Consider the following 20,478-nt stretch of genomic DNA (forward strand, 5'->3'; position numbering starts at 1 on the left):
TTAAAAGCGTATTTTCAGCCTTGTTACGGTTTGATGTGCGACCCTGCTCGGCTCAGGCAAACGATACTTCCCGCAGCAATCAAGCACAATTCTTACAGCATCTTCGAGTCTGCATTTGAAACCCACGGAAACGAAAACCGGTTTTACATTATTGCGGGTTCTGACGACCGAGCCGATGATTTCATTTTTATCTTTGAGAGGACTTGTCGAACCTTTTGCCTCGGCGGGATTTTCAAACTCGCCGATTAGTCTGCTTTTTGCGCAGCCTATTGTCGGAATGTCGAGAAAGAGGCCCAGATGGCTCGCAAGCCCTAATCTTCGCGGATGAGCTATTCCCTGACCGTCAACGATTATGCAGTCCGGAACGATTTTAAGTTTTTCAGCCGCCGCAAGACAAACCGGCGCTTCGCGAAACGATAACAGCCCGGGAATATATGGAAATGTTACCGGCAGTATCGAGTATGCCGCTTCGATAATCTCGAAAGTTCCGGCCGATAAAACAATTATGCAGGCGGCGATATTTTTTTTATCTTTTGTAAAACCGCAATCTACGCCGGCGATGGTTTTTATTTTTTTGTTGAATTTGCATGGGACGATTTGCCCGGCAAGGCTTTTTTGAAGCTCAATCGCCTTTTTGACGCTTATGTCCCAATTGTGTAAGTTCTTTATCTTCATTAGTTTATGGTTTCGCCCGGATAAATGTATTTTACTTATTGAATGGTTTTGGTACAATAGCCAAATTGGTTTATTGCCTTTTTTCTCAAGGCGGATACCAACAGTAAGCAAAAGGGAAAATAATGCAGAAATCTATAAAAGTTGTCGGGGCTTGCCAGCACAATCTTAAGAATATAAGTGTCGAGGTTCCTCGCGATAAATTTGTCGTTATTACCGGCATCAGCGGCTCCGGAAAAAGTTCGCTTGCGTTCGATACGATATACGCCGAAGGTCAGCGAAAATATGTCGAGTCTTTAAGCGCCTACGCCCGTCAGTTTCTCGAACAGATGCAAAAACCTGATGTTGAGTACATCGAAGGTCTCCCCCCGACAATCGCGATTGAGCAGAGAAGCGCCGCCAGCAATCCCCGTTCGACCGTTGCCACGACAACCGAGATTTACGATTACTGCAGGGTTCTCTTCGCAAGGGCAGGCACGCCGCACTGCTGGATTTGCGGAAAAGAAATCGCCAGCCAGCATTCGACGCAAATTGTTGACAGCATAATGTCGCTGCCGCAGGAAACTAAGGTGCAGATTTGCGCTCCGCTTATCCGCGGCCAGAAAGGCGAGCACAAGGAAATCTTCATAGGGATTCAAAGCGAAGGTTTCGTGCGTGTCCGCGTTGACGGAATTATTTACGACGTAAAGAGTGTTCCAAGGCTGGACAAAAACAAAAAGCACGATATTGCCGCTGTTATCGACAGGCTTATTATAAAAGATACGGTACGAATTCGTCTTGCGGATTCTGTTGAAGCTGCGCTGAAGATTGGCGAAGGCCTGATATTTGTAATGGTTCAGGAGCCCAGCGACGGCAAACAAAACGGGGGCTCCGGAGGGTGGCGCGACCTTGTATTCAGCGAAAAATTCGCCTGCAACGAGCATCCTGAAGCATCTCTCGAGGAACTTTCGCCGAGACTTTTCAGTTTTAACAGTCCTTACGGCGCCTGCGGAAGCTGCGATGGCCTTGGAACGATACTCGAATTTGACGAAGACCTGATTGTGCCGGACAGAAATCTTTCCCTTGAAAACGGGGCAATCGACGCCTGGCGCAAGGGCGGCAAGAGAATGAATATTTTCTACAGCAGATTGATAATGAAATTCTGCAGAGATTTCGAAATAAGCAAACAGACGCCTTTTTTAAAGATACCTACTGACATAAAAAAAATTCTTATGCACGGTACTACGGAAGAAGACGAAAAAAAATTCGGGACATATTTTGAAGGAGTTATGCCGAATCTTGACAAGAGATGGAAAAATACTTCCAGCGAGTATGTCAAGGCCCGGCTCCACAGCTATCTTTCCGAGCAGCCGTGCAGAACCTGCAACGGCGCAAGACTCCGCAAAGAGGCCGTCGCTGTCACCATAGGCGATAAAAACATAAACGAAATTGCCCGGATGAGCGTTGAAGAATCGCAGAAATTTTTTAGCGAGCTTAAATACGAAGGCGAAAAAGCCCTTATCGCCGTCCAGCCGCTAAAGGAAATAAAAGCAAGATTGAAATTTCTTGTCGACGTTGGCCTGGGTTATATTACTCTTGACCGCAGAAGCGGAACATTAAGCGGCGGAGAGGCCCAGCGTATAAGACTTGCCACGCAGGTCGGCAGCGGACTTGTCGGCTGCTGTTATGTCCTCGACGAACCGACCATCGGCCTGCACAGACGCGATAACGACAGGCTGCTCGGCATATTAAGAAAACTGACTGACATAGGAAATACAGTTCTTGTTGTCGAACACGATGAAGATGTTATCAAAAGCGCCGATTATGTAATTGATATCGGTCCGGCTGCCGGCGACCACGGCGGAGAACTTATCGCGCAGGGGTCTGTAAAGGATATATGTGCGGCTCCGCGTTCCATGACAGGCGATTATCTTTCCGGCAGAAAAAAAATCGAACTGCCCGCAAGAAGACGAAAAGTCAGGATGAATCACTGCATTGAAATCAAAGGTGCCTGCGAAAATAATCTGAAAAATATCGACGTTAAATTTCCCCTCGGCGTTTTTACCTGTGTTACAGGCGTTTCAGGCTCGGGCAAAAGTACGCTCGTTACTGAAATTCTCCTGAAAGGACTTTGGAGAAAATTATATTACTCCGGCGCCAAACCCGGCAAACACAAAAACATCCTTGGCACAAGTCAGATTGACAAGGTTATAGAAATCGACCAGTCGCCGATTGGCAAAACCCCTCGAAGCAATCCCGTTACCTACACTGGCGTATTCGACCTTATAAGGCAGTTATTTGCCAAGACCCGTGAAGCTCGAATCAGAGGCTATAGCGCCGGCAGGTTCAGTTTTAATATCAAAGGCGGCAGATGCGAACACTGCCAGGGCCAGGGCACCAAAAAAATAGAGATGCACTTTTTGCCGGACGTTTATGTTATCTGTCAGCAGTGTAAGGGCAGTAAATACAATCCTGAAACGCTTCAGATTACATATAAAGGCAAATCGATTGCCGATGTTCTCGATATGCGGATTGAGGAGTCGCTGAAGTTTTTCGCGAATTTCCCGAAGGTTGTTCGGCTGCTCAAAACCTTAAGCGACGTCGGCCTCGGTTATATGCAGCTTGGTCAATCCTCGACGACTCTTTCCGGCGGCGAAGCGCAGCGAGTCAAACTTGCCGCCGAGCTCGGCAAAACTTCGACAGGTCATACGTTATATCTTCTCGATGAGCCGACAACCGGTCTGCACTTTGCCGATATTCATAATTTGCTGAACGTGCTGCAGAGATTATGCGACCTCGGCAATACCGTAATTGTAATTGAGCACAATCTCGATGTTATAAAACTGGCTGATTATATTATTGACCTTGGCCCCGAAGGCGGCCAGGCCGGCGGAAATGTTATCGCCACCGGCTCGCCAGAGGAAATTCTGAAATTCAAAATGAGCCATACTGCCGAATATCTCAGACAATATCTCAATAACCGGCAGAAAAAGGACCAATAGTGAAAACATTTACGACGCTTCAATGGACCGGCGATATCAATGGCTGTCTCGAACTGACGGACCAGCGAAAACTTCCCGCAGAATTTATCACGATACAATGCAAAACCACGGAACAATTATTTAACGCGATAAAAACCCTTGCCGTCAGGGGAGCCCCTGCAATCGGAGTTGCCGCCGGTTTTGGTATTTGCCTTGCGGCACAGCAGACAGAAAATTTAAAACTTTCAGACGCGGTAAAATATATTGAAGAGCAGGCTGATTTTCTTTCGAAATCGAGACCGACCGCGGTAAATCTATTTTGGGCCCTTGAAAGAATGAAAAAAACAGTCTGTGATTTCGCCGAAAAAAATCCAAACGCTGAAATTGATGATATGAGAAAATGCTTATTGAGCCAGGCGCAGAAGATTTACGATGAAGATGTAGAAATGTGCCGCAGGATAGGTCTCAATGGCGAAAAATTTATACCTGCCGGCGGAGCGATTCTGACGCATTGTAACGCCGGCGCTCTTGCCACGGCAGGCGATGGTACGGCAATTGCGCCGATATTTGAGGCGCAGAGAAAAGGAAAAAAATTTAAAGTCTATGCCGATGAGACAAGACCGCTTCTGCAGGGCGCAAGACTAACGGCATGGGAACTTAAACAGGCCGGCATCGATGTTACACTTATCTGCGACAATATGGCGGGGACGTTAATGAAGGATGGAAAAATAAATGCCGTAATTGTCGGCGCAGACCGGATAACGGCCAATGGCGATACCGCAAATAAAATCGGAACTTATTCTTTAAGTGTTCTCGCCAAAACGCACAATATACCGTTTTATGTCGCTGCGCCGTCAAGCACCTTCGATTTAAAATCGAAAAACGGCAGTCAAATCCCGATTGAGCAGAGAGAGCCTGACGAAGTGCTTAAGTTTATGGATGTTCAGATTGCACCTGCGGGCGTAAATGTGTATAATCCTGCTTTTGACGTAACGCCCGCGGAAAATATCACGGCGATAATTACTGAAAAAGGTGTTGTCCAGTGGCCGACAGAAGAAAAAATCCGAAAAATGCTAAGCCTTTAAAGCAACCTCTTTCTCCCCAGCTTCTATTGCAGACAGCGGCAAGGGAAAAACGCGTCGATATTTTTTTGTTCCTGCTGCTGCTCTGTTTCGGTCTTTATCAGGCCATTCTGTATTGGGGACATCAGGCTGTGCCGCATTTCGATTCATATTGTTTTCCTTTTGTAGGTCATAAAATACTGAGCTTTGAGCTTCCTGAAGATTTCAAAAGAACGCCTCTTGTCGGGATATTGCAGATATGGCTTGGAAAAATATCCGGCGGACAATGTCCGGACTTTACCGGCGGCTGGCTTTTGAATTCAATTTCTCATATTTTAACCGTTATCTTTTTGTGGCTGGCGGCGAAAAGAGTCATCGGCCGAAACGCCGTCTGGTTTGCGGTTATCGCCATTATTAATCCGTTCGGCCTGCAGTTATTGACCGAAGCCATCGCCGAAACTCCGATGCTGTTTTTTATCTGGATTACGCTTTATTTAATTTTTATCAGGTCGAAATGGACCTATCTTTTCGCCTCGCTTGCGACAATGGTGCGTTATGAATGTGCCGCACTCATAGCGGGCATGTTTGTTTTGGAAATGATTGAAGGTAAAAATAAAAAAGAGCGGCTGATGGCTTTTGGTTATGCCGCCGCCGCTTCGATACCGCTTGCTGTTTGGATGCTCGGAACTTTTCTTAGCAGCAATCTCGGCGCCACTCACTATCTTAATATATTTAAAAAGGATTATACCTCGCAGTTTGTCGAGGGCGTCCAGAACAGAACAGGCTTTTTAATGCATGCCAACATTCTATGGCAGGTCGGTTTCCTCCCGCTCTTTCAGCCTTCTCCTGCGGCAGGCGGAACTCTTGCTAAAGGGCTTTTAATTGCCAACCAGGTTATTACGGTTATCACTTTCCTGTTCGGTACTGTTTACGGTCTTTATAAAAAACAGTGGAACATACTCGTACTGCTTATCTTCCTTCTGCCGTATTTCTGGATTCATTCCAAATACCCTTATCCGATTCACAGGTATCACGCGACTATTTTCGCGATGGTTATGCTTATATGTATTTACGGTATTATCAGTTTCTGGAAACTGGTAAAAGACAAACTGCCGAAACCGGCCGTAATCGCGTCGCAGCTTCTCGTTTCGGTAATAGCGATTATCTGGATTATGATTTTATGGGGTTATCTGCCGCGAATAGCGCCGATGAGCAAGGTAAGCGTTTCTCTCCCGTACATCGCGATACTGGCGGCCTTTATGGTTTTTGCCGTCGAAAGTTTCGCTTACAAAACAAAGCTGATTACTAATTTGGTCGTTCTGATATTAATGATTCTTATGATTGTTTCCAACCAGTTTGTCGTGGCGCAGGTTGTCGGCAACGGCGAAAGAGATTTGGAATTTAAATATCTTGCCGAATGGTACCGCCAGAACGCAAAGCCCGGCGAAAAGCTCGTTACTACCGTTCCGGTTATTCTTGAGATTCTTGCCCCGCAGTACAAAGACGATTTTATTCATACCAATACGTTTGATGCCAATAATCCCAATGATTTCGTAATGGAATGCTACAAAAGAAATATTACTTATGTCGCCTGGGATTCGAGAGAAGGCCTTAACCCCACCGACCATTATTACAAATACTGGAAAATGTCAAACATCGCACCTCTTGCCGTCGGCCGTGATATCGGCCCTTATCAGTTCATCACGCAATTAAGAGTCAATCAGCGGAGATATATTAATCTCTACCGTCTAAGACCTCTGTCTGAAGTGATGCAAAAATAAATGTCATTTCGACCGGAGTGAAGCGCAGCGGAGAAATCTATTTAAATTTTATAATTTCTTATTTTTATAATTATTCCACCAATTCTGCCATGCCGCTTTATCAGTGCGATAAGTTCGCGTTAATGGCATCTTCACACCTGTAAGTTTTTCAAGAGCCTTATTTATAGCACCGGCTCCGCCCTCTGATTCTTTATCTATAACATCTATAAGAACAGGCACATCTTGTAAATTACCGCATACTGCCAGCGAATAGGCCAAATTGGGGCCATAGCCGCAGTCTGCATATTTTAGTTCCTTCAGCAGGGTTATCGTTTGTTCTCTTGCGCCAAGCGGCCCCAACATTTCTGCCCAGAAATATACATCATGCACCATTTTCATTGGGTCTTTTTTAATTTTTCTGATTTCTTCAACAAGTCTGTCCGCCAATTCATTACGGAGTTTTTGTTTGTCAGGCAAATCCATTGTTTTCCATATAAACCACGCACACGCAAGACGACAACCATCAGGCCCATCCGGAGTACTTCTGTCAAGGACGTGAGGTATTAACTGCTCTGGCGCTAAATCAGCAAAACGCGTATCTGTCGGCGGTTCAGTTGGATTAGGATACGGACAATTTCTTGCCTTTGTCTTTTCTTCTTTATTCTGCCCGGCAGAATCAAAAGAAGGCACTATTGCAGCTTTAAAGGTAGTTTTGTCAACCATCACATACGACACTTTGCCGAGGTAATTTCGCCACGTTGTATTTTCTACGATATAATATTTTTCTCCTTCATAAATAATACTCATACCCCCTTTGATAATCTCCGATGCAGCTTTGATTATTTTGTCGTACCTTTCATTCTGATTAGGGTCTTTGGAATCAGGGTGTAATCGGTTTAATTTTTCATAAGGGCTTACCGGGCTTCTCTGTTCCTGGCCGATGATAACAGGCAGGTTGTTCGAATCCTCCAGTTGAAAATTAAATACTCTTCCTTTAAGATAAGGAAACGGCGTCTTCTTAAGCATAATTTTGGATTCGGGGGCAGGATAAGTATCGTAACAAATAAAGTTAAGTTCTTTATTGTTCCACCGGCCAACGGTATTTTTTATGATTCCGCATTTTATAAGATACCAGGATTTCTCCCAGTCGCCCTCTGTGGCAGTTGCGTACTCCTGCATATCCGCGACATATACCAGAAACTCTATATCGGCTTGTCCGTCTTTAGGCGCCAGGTCAAATGGTATGGGTTTATTTTTCGGCAGATAAGCGTTCACCGCCTCCGGCGGCGCGGGAATATTGCTGTCAGTGGGAATATCTTTTGCAAAGACGAAAGCGGAAGTCAGAATTATTAAAATAAAAATCGCCGAAAGTTCTGAATGCTTATTTTTCATTTTCACTCCCTCTGAGACCGATGGCTATAAGTACTTATTTTATACGGTCTTGAAGATATTGAATTTGGCCAGTTGGAGTTTTTGAAGAACAAACTGCAGCATTGTGAAAAGCGTCAGCAGACCGTATCTTGTACTACGTGAAAAATTAATGCTCGACGCCTCTTTGAAATATCTGCACGGCACGGGGGCATCGGCGATTTTAAATCCGAAATACGCCGCCTGCGCCAGCATTTGCGAATCGAACACAAAATCGTCCGAATTTTTATGATATGGTATTTTTTCCAGTACCGCTCGTTTATAAACTCTGAATCCGCTGTGGAAGTCGCCCAGGTTCTGGCCCAGTATAAAGTTTTCGGTAATAGTCAGCATTCTGTTCGCTAAATATTTATATACCGGCATACCTGAACTTATCGTTTCAGCTCTTGTGCGGATTCTGCTGCCGAGCATAAAATCGCAAACGCCGGTCTGCAAAAAGCCGATGAAATACGGAATCAACCTGCCATCGTATTGGTAATCGGGATGAAGCATCACGACAATATCGGCTCCTTTTTTCAGTGCCGCGTCATAGCAGGTTTTTTGATTTGCGCCGTAGCCCCCGTTTTTTTCTCGTCGAATTACCGTCAGCCCAAGCCTCTCTGCAATCTCAACCGTATTGTCCTTGCTGCAGTCGTCCACCAGAATAATATCTTTGCGGAATTGTTCCGGAATATCGTTGACAGTATTCTCCACCGTAGAGCCCGCGTTATACGCAGGCATAACTATTATAGTTTTGGGCGGATTGTTAGCGTTTGTATCCAATGAAAAGCCGACTCCTCATTTTACCGCGACAACTTCCTTAACCTCCGGAACACGCTGCTTCAAAAGCCGCTCAACCCCCATCTTCAACGTCATGGCCGCGCCAGGACAACCCTTGCAGGCACCCTGAAGCCGAACCTTAACCGTATTGTCAGAGGTAAGTTCCACAAATTCTATATCGCCGCCGTCATTCTGCAACATCGGCCTAATGCCGTCAATTACTTCTATCACCTTGTCATTTATGGACTTATCGCCATGGCAACCGCAATTTTCACACATTTTACAACTCCTGATAAATAATAAATTTAGAGCGGAAATTATATCAACATCTTAAAATTTCTCCACTTATTTTACGTTAATACGAAAACAATGGGGCAAAAAACAATCGTAAGTCCTTATTTTTCAAAAACAAATAAAGGAGTTATGAAAAAAAGTTCGTCAAAAACGCGCAAGTTTTTTTTATTTTCGCGCAAGTTGACTAAAAAAGGGCCACAGATTTCACTGATTTTGTACAGATTTTATATGAAAAAGTCAAAAAAGTGAGGAGTTTTTACAGGTTTTGGGCAGTTTTTGGGGTTTTTGGAACATTTTTTTTAGCCACTAAGCCACTAAGACGAAAAAAATATTTAAAAATTTTGTTTGACTAAATAAAAAAACACGATAAACTGCACAATCGTATTAATTGTACATATTTAACTTAAGGAGCAAGATATGGCCAAAAAACCGACAATTGAAGAATTGGAAGCTATTTTAGATAAGGAAGAAGAAACGCCAATCGAAATACTTCCGAATGGCGAAATCCGTGCAAAAGGCCAGACAAATTCAAGTGAATTGGCCGGAAAAAAACCACTAACAATGCGTGAAAATCTTGGCGGCGAATATTCTTTTAATAGGTTTAGATATGGACATTATACGTATTCAAAATGAGTTCAAAGAAGCTCAGGAATATTTCTCATATATTGAGTTGCATCCAACATCTGATGGAAAGCTTTATGTAAAAAGCGCAATTCAATCTTCTTTTACTAATTATTATATTTTAAAAATTGTTTTTCCGGATAGTTACCCATATTCGATGCCAAGTGTTTATATTGAAAAACCAGTGATAAATTCTTCGCCTCATCGTTATATGGAAGGAAATATTTGTTATTTACATCCGACTATGTGGAATCCGGGAATTCATAATCTTTCATTTGTGCTTCAGCGTGCTGCTAAATGGTTAGCTAAATACGAGGTTTGGAAGAATAGCAATAAATGGCCGGGAGCACAAATTGTACATTAAAGGAAATTTTTATGCATTTAGATTTTAATACCTTATCTATGATGAAATTAAGAAGTTCTCCGGGGGAGGCTCTCGATAAAGTATCTAAAGAAGGCAAGGCCTTTATTATCGAAAGAAATGGTCACCAAGAAGCCTGCCTGGTTCCTGTTTGGTATTTTTTGCCTGATATTCCAAAAGATAGAATTAGTAATGAGTTAGAAATATTACACCAAAAAGGAGAAAAACCTTCATTAAGGTTTTCTGATAATCATGAATTGGAAATCTTGTTTAAAGAATGTTTAATGAATTATGAAATAACAATTAGAATTGTTCTTCCTCATGGATATCCAAACAACGTCCCGAAAATCTATGCTTCGCCTATTAGAAAAGATGCACCCCACTTATGGCATGATGGTGCTTTATGCATTTTTGGAATTATGGCTACTTGGAATCCTGGTAAACACAATATCGGTACTGTATTAGACCTAAGTCGAAAATGGCTTTCGAAATATAGCGAATGGGAAAAAAATGAAATTTGGCCAGTTGAAGGTTGAAATAAAAAATGAACGAAGAAAAAACATTTACACGAATAGAAAAATTATTTGATATTGGATTACTTAATAATAGCAGAATTCTTATTGTTGGGTGTGGTTCAGGTGGCGGTAATCTGGCTTTACAATTAGCTATGTCTGGTATCAAAAATTTTACACTAGTAGACAAGGATGTACTTGAGATAGAAAATGTCATTAGGCATGTTTGTGGAAGAAAATTTATAGGCAAAAGGAAAGTTGATGCACTTGAGGAAGTTTTATTAGACAGAAATCCTGAGATTAAAATAAGGAAGTTCGACGTAGATATAATGAACTTTGACCTTCTTGAATCTGAAATAAAAGCTCATACTTTAGTCGTTTTGGCTACCGACAATGAACCTTCTCGCTATTTAATTAACGATATTTGTGTGCATAATAATATTCCATTTGTAGTTGGACGAGTATTTACTCGTGGTATTGGTGGAGAAGTTTTTATTTATCGCCCCAAAATAGGCGGTTGTTTAGCATGTTTAGAAAGTTTTCTGGGAAGAACCAAATATCGTCAGGGGATAAGAGAAATAGATTTGGTATCGGAGAAAGAAAGGGAACAAATGTATGGCATGGAAATAGCTGAAATAAAAGATTCCCCTGGCCTTAATGTTGATATATCTTTTATTACGGCCTTTCATACAAGATTTGCACTTGACGCAATTGCTGAGACATTAAAAGTACGTCCTAAATATATGCAAGCTATTCCTGATAATTATATTATATGGGGGAATAGGCCAACGCCTCCTTTTACAAAACATTTTCAAATTCAACGCTTTAACCTGCCACCACAGGAAGGATGCCAAATATGTTCGCAAGAAAAAAAATAAATAAGATTCCAGTTCAAATTTGTATTTGCAAAGATGTATTAAATTCGATTTTCGACGAATGCGATAAAAATGATATTGATGAAACTGGTGGTCGTATAATTGGATATTATAATCAAAATAGAAATAAATTAAATATCAATGTTTGTGGTTTAATTGCTTCTGGTCCAAATGCAAAAAGTTCACCAACGAGTTTTTTTCAAGATGGGATTTACCAAGAAAGTATCTTTAGAAAATTAGAAGAAGAATATCCTAACATTGAACATCTTGGAAATTGGCATACGCATCATGTAAATGGTTTGCAAACCTTAAGCGGAGGAGATATAACTACTTATATACGAACGGTTAATCATGATAATCACAATACAGATTTTTTTTATGCCCTTTTAGTTATAGCCAAAAATAATAAAAGTTTTTTTAATAAAGAAAGATATTTAGTTAAACATTTTTTGCTCAAAAGAGGCGAAACTGATGTTCAAGAAATTCCGCCTGCCCAAGTTAAAATTATTAAAGAGCCGGCGTTATTCATAGACAAACAGGCTAATATTGAAGATGCTCCTATAAAACAAACTTCGACTCTGACTCAATCAATGATTAATCATACTCGGGCTGTTGACAAAGAATTTATTTCTGAAATGTATCCAGAATTAAAACCATTTTTATTAAAACAGACAAAAAGTTTGTGCTGGAGAGGCGAAATTAATCTTATAGATAATTCATCTGTTGAAATTTTAGTGTTGGAATCAATTGATGATGGAGTGTTATCGTATTCCATAACTTTATCTACCTCTTGCAAATCCTTTTTTTCATGCCAGCAATTGTATCTTAAACGAAAATTTGGTTCAGCATGGAAAGCTATATATTTGTTTGAAAGAGATTTGAATAAAGAGATATTTAAAAAGTTAAAAAAGATATTACCTTTTTAGTTGTCATGGAGAAAAAATGAATATAGTTACACTTAATGTTGGTCAGGGCGCGATGGCCATTGTTCGCCACAACCAAGATGCTATTATAGTAGATGCTCATATTCCTCCATCGGGAGATGAGACGGTAACTTATGTGAAAGGAATGTTGGCGTCTTTTTTAAAGAATTATTCTGTTCGAGGTTTAATATTAACTAGCTTTGATGCAGATCATGCCGACCCATATGGTGTAGGATTGGTTCTTAAAAAATATAGACCTGATTGGGTTATGTATCCTAAATATTATAAAGATACTGAGCAGACAAAAAAAGTATTTCAGATTATAGAACAACAGGAAAAAGAAAGAAAAAACTCTGAAACCCCTCTTCGAAGAATCTCTGTTCGTCTCGATAAAATCGATTCTCGTAAACTTACAGACTTATCTGACCAATTTTATTTTGAATTATTTTCACCACATCCTGAAGATATGAATAGTTCTAACAATTCAGGCATTGTACTTCGTATGCAAGACAAGGGCAACGGAGGATTTTCTTATTTAATTACTGGTGACACCGAAAATGATAGGTGGGAAACAATCAATCGGTTATTTGGGGAATCATTACGTTCAGACGTAATGGCCGCTCCGCATCATGGTTCAAAAACAGGAATAAATGCAGAAACTCTTCTTTTGGTTTCACCAAATACAGTATTAATTAGCGCTGGAGTTGATAACCAATATGGCCATCCTGATCCCCAAGCGGTTGCCGTGTACAATAAAACAGCTAAACATGTTTTTTCAACAAATATAGAAGGTGGTGTTTCACTCTATACTTATCGTGGAGAAAATGATTTTGAAACTAAACTATTCAGATGAAAACTTAGCTACGGAGAGTGTTATATGTCGGCATGGAAAAAGCTTTTAATATATTTTTTTATAATAGGACTGCCTTTTATTTGCATTGTATTTGCGATTGCAATTTATCGAGGAGATGAAATACGGCTTTGGGATAAAATCATCGTTACGCCTAATCTCAAAGACTACGTTCCTCGATCTGAATATGAAAAAATCAAGGAAGAACATTTAGCCAATCTCTCAAAAATGCAGTTGTTTAAATTGCAGACTAATACCTTTGAAACGGACACTAAGTATTCATTTTCTGTGTTATCATCTGCGATGTCCCGTATGGGCAAAATTAATACTAAGAGCCCCGCTGACAATGAGGCCATTAGAGACCTTTACAAACATATTCAGAAATGTCTGAGTGCTATAGGCATCTATAATGACCACTGCGATGGGGAACAGCCTTCGACTTATACGGCCGTTATTGAATTTCAGACAAAAAATAAATTGGAGGCCGATGGCATTGTTGGGGAAAAGACTTGGAAGGCTATAAAAGCAACCTTTGACAAAGAAAAAGTAGACTAATTTCCAATCTTAATTGGACGTTAGGCTGAAATAACTTATTTAAGAAAAGAACAAGGAGTGCTTTATGGCAAAATTTAACACGTATACAGCTTATGCTAGGTTCTTTCCTTGTATTATATCAGCTTTGCCGCTTTTTATTCTTTGGTTTTTTCTATCAGATAATATACAGATTAGAGAATTAGGAACTTATCTTTTAGGTTTAAAGTTCTATGGCGGTACAACATTATCTATAGTATTTCTTTATTTTTATGCCCAAGTACTACGCATAACCTCCAAAGTCATTCAAAAAAAGCTTTTTATCGATAAAAACGGATTTCCAACAACATATCTAATGACGTATGCTGATAATACAATTTCAAAAAGCCATAAAGACAAATATAGACAGCTTGTGAAAAAACAATTTGATATTGATTTATTGAATGAAAGTGAAGAAGCCGCTGATATTACAGAGGCAAGAAAACGCCTGAATGAAGCTACTCAGTTAGTTAGACTAAAAGTTAAAGAGGGTTATTTAGTTTCGAAACAAAATATCTGGTATGGATTCGTGAGAAATTTAATTGGTGGAATAATATACTCTGTAATTTTCTGCATTATAAATATTATAGTGGGGTCTATATGGTATAAAAATCCCATTCTTATTATCATATCAATCATTTTACTTGTTGTTTATATAGTTTTGTTCTTGCTTCGCAAGCAAATCCTCGTACAAACCGCCGAATCTTATGCGAATCAGTTAATCGCCGAATTTATGGCCGAGGAAAAATAGATTCCCGCTCCCCGATCAGGTCGAGGACAGGCTATGGCGGGAATAAAAGATTAGAAAAGTATGAAGGGTGAGAAAGAAAACCCCCCGGCACACCCTTCATAGGCGGGTAAAGGTCCGGGGGCTAAATAATTTTAATGAACCCGATTATATGAAAAAACGACCGGAAGAAATTTTATACGAACTGCAAAAAACGGTAACGGAGGAGTTTTTCAAGGAGAATCCATTAAAAAAATTTCCGGAAGATTTTTTGAGTAACAGGGTTAAGAAAGAGCTGAAAGCGCATTTTACGGTATCTCTGCCGGAGGTGAAGCTAAGCAAAAGGATTACGGGGGCATCGCATCGGGATAGACGCAAAAAGATAGACCTTAAAGATGTAATGAGGCATTATTATCGCGTTATGGCGATAGAAGAAAACTCGGCGGATAAATACTTCGTAGTGGGACTGCCGGGGGGGAAGCTGAAAATAAACGCACACAGGAAATTTGAAATCTGCTCTGAAAAAGGTCCCTCTTCGCACAAAGGCTTCGCCGGGACAGGTCCCTCTTCGCACAAAGGCTTCGCCGGGACAGGTACCTCTTCGCACAAAGGCTCCGCCGGGACAGGTGATGTGCTTCTGGAATTCGACAGTCTGGAGCAGGCGAAGTATCTGCTTTACGCAAGGAGAAAAGAACAATGCGTATATAAACTGCCAAAGAGCAAAGTTGTGGTGAAAAGGGCGGTGGAGAAATACGAAAAATACATCAAAGAAGTAAAAGAGGAACTGGCAAAGGCGTTTATGAGACGAGGAGTGAAAAGGGAACTGGCGGAAGAGTTTGCGAAGTTGGTGATTGAGGAGAAATTAACATTTAAAGGAACCTCTAATAATTCGGGGAATTGAGATTTCGGATAAAAAAACGTACCCTACCATATGCCCCCTAAGGGGATCTGCCCCCACAGTTTCCTCGAAGCGAGAAAACTAAGCATAGAAAATCTACACTTCGCTCCGACAGGGCTAACCACGCTAACCCTGAGTGTTTGCGGGCGGTTTCAGAAAGTTGTCAGGTCGTACTCAAGCTCGAATCTTAGTTTATGGTCGGCCTCTTCGTGGGCCAGCCTTGTGAAAAGATTTTTCAGGTCCGGCTGTTCGACGATTTCCGCCAACTCAGCGTAAAGCCTGCGCGAGGTCTCTTCCTTTTTCATTCCTATAACAAGCAGGTCGGCATAAGTCATTTCCGGGGTCGGAACAACGTCCTTTGCATAATCGACAATGTTGAGCTTTCCCACTTCGAGCGTACCTATCGCGGCCTTGCCGAGCCTGACGGCGTGCAGCTTTGTTTCGTGTTCGAGTTCCTCAGCGGCTAAATCTATAAGGGTTTTGACCAGCTTTTTATCTTTTACTATGCTCGAGAGTTTCATATAAAACGACTGGGCGTCAATCTCCCGGCCGATTGCGAAATCCAGAACCTCGTCGGCAGACTTGAATTTTATTACATCGTAATCCCATTTGGCGACCTGTTTAACTTCCTGCTTATCCATTTTAGCTCTCCTTTATCTGTGTCCTGTATTATACCGCCGGGGCGGATGAATAGCAATAATTCGTTAAGCCCCTTGCAAAGCCATAAAAGCAACGGTAAAATGTAGAATATAATGAAAAAGACACGGATTGTGATTAAATCCGAAGCACTAAACCCGAAATTCGAAACAAATTTAAAACTCGAATTTCCAAAGGTTCAAAACGCCAAATTAGCAGGTTTTGGTCATTTGAATTTTGGTAATTTGGATTTGTTTAGGGTTTCGATATTCGGATTTCGGATTTTTAACTCCGTCCGCCTTTGGCGGGTGATTTAAGCTATTTTGAGGGGCTTATTATGAAAAAATGGATTTTTGTTTTTATCGTTTTATTTTTTTCCATTGTCTGTGCCCAGACTGAAGAGCCAAATGTGCTCAGGGATATCCAAAACTCCATTACGTATTTGAAGCAGGAGGTGGAAAGTCTTCAGAGTACCGTGGAATCGCAGAAACGGGAAATAGCCTATTTGCGAAAATTATGCGCCGATGCGGGAATCTATGTAATACCGCAGATACAGGAGGATAAGAAATCCAAAACAACCGGCGGAATAAGCAAGCCGATTTTCGGCGTGTATTTGGGCGAAACGCTTGAGACGTTGAGCGGCCGGTTAAAAGTTTTGCCGAGCGATTATGTTTTCGCGGATAAAGATACTCCCGGCCAGGTCTGGTTACTCGAAAATAACGACCCGAACATAAAATCTATTCTGGTCTGCGTCTTCAATGAACGGGTTTATGAAATAGATATTGAGTTTACCGATGCCAGCGCAAAAAACAGGAAGATAGTAGAAATTCAATTAAAAGGCGATTACCAGCCGGTATATCAAAATACTTTTGAAACGATGATTGACGGAGTCAATATCGGAATCGAATTGAACTGGCAGGAGAACATCAAAAAGGACGACGGGAAATTAATGTTAACCTATATTCACATCCCGATATTGAGGGGAATTTACGCTGAACTGGAAAAACGCAAAAGCCGGTAAATCGGCCGGCCTCTTGACAAAATCGGGAAATCGTGTTAATATAATGGTTTAAGTAAATATTATGGCGCTGCGGCGGGACGTAAATCCTGATTTGGCAGGCTGTTAAAGCTCGTTGCTTAACGGTCGGCACTTCAGAAAAGTCCAAAAAAGCTTCAGTTAGCTGGAATTAGGAGTAAAAAAAATGTCAAAGTCTGCACATCAGAAAGATTCCGCACAAACACCCTCATCCGAATTACCCATCAAAACCGGTGCTGAAATTATTGTCGATACGCTTATTGAGCAGGGCGTTGATACGATGTTTGGTTATCTGGGCGGGGTGGTTTTGCCATTGTTTGACAAGCTGTATGATGCTCCGATTAACTTTATAATTCCGCGTCATGAACAGGGTGGCTGTCACATGGCCGATGGCTATGCCCGCGCAAGCGGCAAGGTTGGCTGCATCGTCGCGACATCTGGCCCCGGGGCGTGCAATCTGATAACTGGAATCGCAAACGCGATGATGGATTCTGTTCCGATGGTTTGCCTGACGGGACAGGTTCGAACCGACCTTATCGGCAACGACGCTTTCCAGGAAGCCGACACTACAGGCATAACAAGGCCAATCACAAAACACAATATGATTGTTAAAGATATCAAAGACCTGCAGCGGTCGATACGGGAGGCGTTCTTTATCGCCAAAACGGGACGGCCGGGGCCGGTGCTTATCGATATTCCAGTCGATATAGAGATCGCAAAATATCAATTACAGCCATTAGAAGAAGTTACGCTGCCGGGATATAAGCCACAGGAAAAAGGTCATCACCGCCAGATAAAAATGGCGGCGGAAGCGATAAATAAATCCGAAAGGCCGGTTCTGTACGTCGGAGGCGGCGTTATCGCGTCCAACGCGTCGGAAGAATTAAGGGAATTAGCGAAAAAGGCAAACCTGCCGGTTACGATGACACTGCTGGGGTTGGGCAGCTACGACCAGAGAGAGCCGCACTCGCTCGATATGCTCGGTATGCACGGAACGGCGTACGCGAATTTCGCGGTTCAGGAATGCGATTTGATGATAGCAGTCGGATCGCGGTTCGACGACAGAGTTACCGGAAAGATAAAAACATTCGCACCTAACGCGAAGTTTATTCATATCGATATAGACCCGGCGAGTATAAGCAAAAACGTTAATGTTCATATACCGGTTGTCGGCGACGCAAAGTATATCCTTAGCGAATTGACCAAGGAAGTTCAGCATAAGGACAGAAAGCCGTGGTTCGATAAAATCGCGGACTGGAAGAGCCGTTATTCGATGAAATATGATACCAAGAGCCCAAATATAAAGCCTCAATATGTTATCGAACAGATTTGGGAAGCGACGAAAAATAACGCGATAATCGTTACCGGAGTCGGTCAGCATCAGATGTGGGCGGCACAGTTTTATAAACATACACAGCCGCGACATTTTATAACGTCCGGCGGACTGGGGACAATGGGATTCGGACTGCCGGCGGCAATCGGCGCACAGGTCGCAAAGCCGGATTCGCTGGTTATCGATATCGACGGAGACAGCAGCTTCAATATGACGATGAACGAACTCTGCACAGCGGTTCAATACGAACTGCCGATAAAGGTGTGCATTATCAATAACGGATATATGGGCATGGTCCGTCAATGGCAGGAACTGTTCTACGGCAAGAGATATTCGAAAAGCTCACTAAAGAATCCGCAGTTCGCGGCGGTGGCGGAGGCGTTCGGAGCAGTCGGTATAACAGTCGATAAGAAAAGCGAAGTGAAAACCGCTATCGCAAAAATGCTGGCCGAGAAACGGCCGTGCGTTGTGGATTTCAGAGTCGAACGCGAAGAAAACGTCTGGCCAATGGTTCCGACAGGCAAAAGCCTGCACGAAATGGACGGGCTGGATATATTCGAGAGTATGGCGTAACGGAATTTAAAAATTAAAATTTAAAAATTAAAATTTTGGAATGCCTTCGGCATAGAATTTTAATAGAAATAAAATTGAGGGAAATATGAAACATATAATAAGCGCATTAGTACAGAACCGGCCGGGAGTTTTGGCGCACGTTGCCGGGATGTTCGCGGCAAGAGCATTTAATATCGATTCACTGGCGGTCGGCAGGACAGACGACCCCGCCCTTAGTAGAATGACGATAGTCGTTGTCGGAGACGATAAAGTAGTCGAGCAGGTTCGCAAACAGCTCGCCAAGATTATAGACGTGGTCAAGATTCAGGATTTTTCGGGCAGGGAAGTAGTGGCGCGCGATTTAATGCTGATGTGCGTCCATACGCCGCCGGAAAAACGGCATGAAATACTGGCTTTGGTCGAAATGTTCAAGGCGAAAGTAGTGGACATCGGGCAAAAATTTGTTATGGTTGAGTTTACCGGGCCGGAAGAGAAAATCGAGTCGTTTGTCGAGGCTTGTCAGCCTTACGGCATAAAAAATATGGTTCGAACCGGCACAATCGCAATGGCCAAGTTCAGCCAGACAACAAGTGAAGATTAGTAAGTACTTTGTTTTTAAGATTTTAGGAGAAAAGTAAAATGGCGAAAATATATTATGAAAAAGATGCACCTATAAGTCCGCTTAAAGGTAAAAAAGTGGCGGTAATAGGCTTCGGCAGCCAGGGACATGCCCATAGTCTTAATCTTCGCGACAGCGGAATTAAGGTAGCAGTTGCGGAACTGAAAGGCACTGACAATTATAAGCTTGCTCAGAAATGGGGATTCAAGCCGAGCGATATCAAGACGGCGATGGACGGGGCAACACTGATAATTATAACACTGCCGGACGAGATGCAGGCCAAGATATATCAAAATCTGATTAAGCCAAACCTCAAGGCCGGCCAGACAATCGGATTCTGTCATGGATTCAATATCCATTTCAAATACATTGTGCCGCCTAAAGATGTTAATATCGTTATGATAGCGCCGAAGGGGCCGGGACATCTTGTCCGCGCCGAATACGAAAAGGGCGGCGGCGTACCGTGTATCGTAGCCGTTCAGCAGGACGCTACTGGTAACGCAAAGAAGATAGCGCTTGCATGGGGCAACGGAATCGGCGGAGCGAGAGCCGGCATTATCCAGACTACCTACAAAGAAGAAACCGAGACAGATTTGTTCGGTGAACAGTGCGTGCTTTGCGGCGGATTGACTTCGTTAATAAAAGCCGGCTTCGAGACGCTTGTCGAAGCGGGCTATCAGCCTGAAATAGCATACTTCGAATGTATGCACGAAGTGAAACTCATCGTCGACCTGATGTACCAGGGCGGAATGAGCTATATGAGATACAGCATTTCGAATACGGCAGAATACGGCGACCTGACAAGAGGGCCGCGAATCGTTACGAAGAAGACCAAAGCCGAGATGAAAAAGATACTCAAAGAAATCACGAGCGGTAAATTCGCAAAAGAATGGGTCGGCGAATATAAACGCGGTATGAAGAAATTCAACTCGCTCTATAAGAAAGACTACAACTGCAAACTTGAAAAGGTAGGCAGAAACCTGCGTAAAATGATGAAATGGATACACGCTAAGGAAGTATAAACCAGCACT

21 protein-coding genes are annotated in these 20,478 nt (G+C 42.4%); 16 read left to right on the top strand and 5 right to left on the bottom strand.

What is annotated here, in order from left to right:
* Complete coding sequence (gene nfi, locus WC496_00590; protein ID MFA5291509.1) at positions 1–675, bottom strand: deoxyribonuclease V; 675 nt, start codon at positions 673–675, stop codon at positions 1–3.
* Between the two features lie 122 nt (positions 676–797).
* Here nfi and uvrA point away from each other — a divergent pair, with 122 nt between their 5' ends.
* Genes uvrA through WC496_00605 form a run of 3 tightly spaced genes read left to right on the top strand, consistent with a single transcriptional unit; the run spans position 798 to position 6,474 of the window.
* Positions 798–3,653 (top strand): excinuclease ABC subunit UvrA, encoded by a 2,856-nt coding sequence (gene uvrA, locus WC496_00595; protein MFA5291510.1) that lies wholly within the window; start codon positions 798–800, stop codon positions 3,651–3,653.
* Positions 3,653–4,717, top strand: coding sequence for an S-methyl-5-thioribose-1-phosphate isomerase (gene mtnA, locus WC496_00600; protein ID MFA5291511.1), 1,065 nt, complete (start codon positions 3,653–3,655; stop codon positions 4,715–4,717). Before uvrA ends, mtnA begins: the two co-directional genes overlap by 1 nt.
* A complete protein-coding gene (locus WC496_00605) occupies positions 4,675–6,474 on the top strand; it encodes a hypothetical protein (GenBank protein ID MFA5291512.1) in 1,800 nt (599 codons plus the stop codon). The genes mtnA and WC496_00605 overlap by 43 nt, the downstream gene beginning before the upstream one ends.
* Before the next feature lie 48 nt (positions 6,475–6,522).
* Here the strand turns inward: WC496_00605 and WC496_00610 are convergent, their stop codons facing one another.
* From WC496_00610 to WC496_00620, 3 genes are read right to left on the bottom strand one after another with little or no spacing between them, the layout of a single operon-like run.
* On the bottom strand, positions 6,523–7,845 hold the full coding sequence (locus WC496_00610) for a hypothetical protein (protein MFA5291513.1): 1,323 nt from the start codon (positions 7,843–7,845) through the stop codon (positions 6,523–6,525).
* A gap of 39 nt (positions 7,846–7,884) precedes the next feature.
* Positions 7,885–8,643 (bottom strand): glycosyltransferase family 2 protein, encoded by a 759-nt coding sequence (locus WC496_00615; protein ID MFA5291514.1) that lies wholly within the window; start codon positions 8,641–8,643, stop codon positions 7,885–7,887.
* A 15-nt stretch (positions 8,644–8,658) separates the two neighbouring features.
* Complete coding sequence (locus tag WC496_00620) at positions 8,659–8,883, bottom strand: NifU family protein (protein ID MFA5291515.1); 225 nt, start codon at positions 8,881–8,883, stop codon at positions 8,659–8,661.
* Between the two features lie 468 nt (positions 8,884–9,351).
* Between WC496_00620 and WC496_00625 the strand changes: the two genes are divergently transcribed.
* The 9 genes from WC496_00625 (at position 9,352) to WC496_00665 (ending at position 15,274) form a co-directional block, all read left to right on the top strand.
* On the top strand, positions 9,352–9,567 hold the full coding sequence (locus WC496_00625; protein MFA5291516.1) for a hypothetical protein: 216 nt from the start codon (positions 9,352–9,354) through the stop codon (positions 9,565–9,567).
* Entirely contained in the window at positions 9,542–9,919 is a 378-nt protein-coding gene (locus WC496_00630) for a hypothetical protein (protein ID MFA5291517.1), read from the top strand. Before WC496_00625 ends, WC496_00630 begins: the two co-directional genes overlap by 26 nt.
* Positions 9,920–9,930: 11 nt before the next feature.
* Positions 9,931–10,452, top strand: a complete 522-nt coding sequence (locus WC496_00635) for a hypothetical protein (GenBank protein MFA5291518.1) — start codon at positions 9,931–9,933, stop codon at positions 10,450–10,452.
* A gap of 8 nt (positions 10,453–10,460) precedes the next feature.
* Complete coding sequence (locus tag WC496_00640; protein ID MFA5291519.1) at positions 10,461–11,306, top strand: ThiF family adenylyltransferase; 846 nt, start codon at positions 10,461–10,463, stop codon at positions 11,304–11,306.
* Complete coding sequence (locus tag WC496_00645) at positions 11,285–12,229, top strand: hypothetical protein (GenBank protein ID MFA5291520.1); 945 nt, start codon at positions 11,285–11,287, stop codon at positions 12,227–12,229. The genes WC496_00640 and WC496_00645 overlap by 22 nt, the downstream gene beginning before the upstream one ends.
* A 16-nt stretch (positions 12,230–12,245) precedes the next feature.
* Positions 12,246–13,079 carry a hypothetical protein gene (locus WC496_00650; protein MFA5291521.1) on the top strand — a complete coding sequence of 278 codons (834 nt, stop codon included), beginning with the start codon at positions 12,246–12,248 and terminating at the stop codon, positions 13,077–13,079.
* Positions 13,080–13,103: 24 nt separating this feature from the next.
* A complete protein-coding gene (locus tag WC496_00655) occupies positions 13,104–13,631 on the top strand; it encodes a peptidoglycan-binding domain-containing protein (GenBank protein ID MFA5291522.1) in 528 nt (175 codons plus the stop codon).
* A gap of 64 nt (positions 13,632–13,695) precedes the next feature.
* Complete coding sequence (locus WC496_00660) at positions 13,696–14,397, top strand: hypothetical protein (GenBank protein MFA5291523.1); 702 nt, start codon at positions 13,696–13,698, stop codon at positions 14,395–14,397.
* 148 nt (positions 14,398–14,545) lie between these two features.
* A complete protein-coding gene (locus WC496_00665) occupies positions 14,546–15,274 on the top strand; it encodes a hypothetical protein (GenBank protein ID MFA5291524.1) in 729 nt (242 codons plus the stop codon).
* A gap of 149 nt (positions 15,275–15,423) precedes the next feature.
* On the opposite strand, the gene WC496_00670 is transcribed toward WC496_00665, so the two are convergent.
* Complete coding sequence (locus tag WC496_00670) at positions 15,424–15,912, bottom strand: ferritin family protein (protein ID MFA5291525.1); 489 nt, start codon at positions 15,910–15,912, stop codon at positions 15,424–15,426.
* Between the two features lie 332 nt (positions 15,913–16,244).
* Between WC496_00670 and WC496_00675 the strand changes: the two genes are divergently transcribed.
* The 4 genes from WC496_00675 (at position 16,245) to ilvC (ending at position 20,469) form a co-directional block, all read left to right on the top strand.
* Positions 16,245–16,928: a hypothetical protein gene (locus WC496_00675; protein ID MFA5291526.1), complete on the top strand. Its 684-nt coding sequence runs from the start codon at positions 16,245–16,247 to the stop codon at positions 16,926–16,928.
* A 181-nt stretch (positions 16,929–17,109) separates the two neighbouring features.
* Positions 17,110–18,849 carry a biosynthetic-type acetolactate synthase large subunit gene (ilvB, locus tag WC496_00680; GenBank protein MFA5291527.1) on the top strand — a complete coding sequence of 580 codons (1,740 nt, stop codon included), beginning with the start codon at positions 17,110–17,112 and terminating at the stop codon, positions 18,847–18,849.
* Between the two features lie 85 nt (positions 18,850–18,934).
* Complete coding sequence (gene ilvN, locus WC496_00685; GenBank protein ID MFA5291528.1) at positions 18,935–19,429, top strand: acetolactate synthase small subunit; 495 nt, start codon at positions 18,935–18,937, stop codon at positions 19,427–19,429.
* A 38-nt stretch (positions 19,430–19,467) separates the two neighbouring features.
* Positions 19,468–20,469, top strand: a complete 1,002-nt coding sequence (ilvC, locus tag WC496_00690) for a ketol-acid reductoisomerase (protein MFA5291529.1) — start codon at positions 19,468–19,470, stop codon at positions 20,467–20,469.
* Positions 20,470–20,478: the final 9 nt, after the last annotated feature.

Source organism: Phycisphaerae bacterium, from assembly GCA_041652575.1.
Taxonomy (GTDB): Bacteria; Planctomycetota; Phycisphaerae; order Sedimentisphaerales; family UBA12454; genus UBA12454.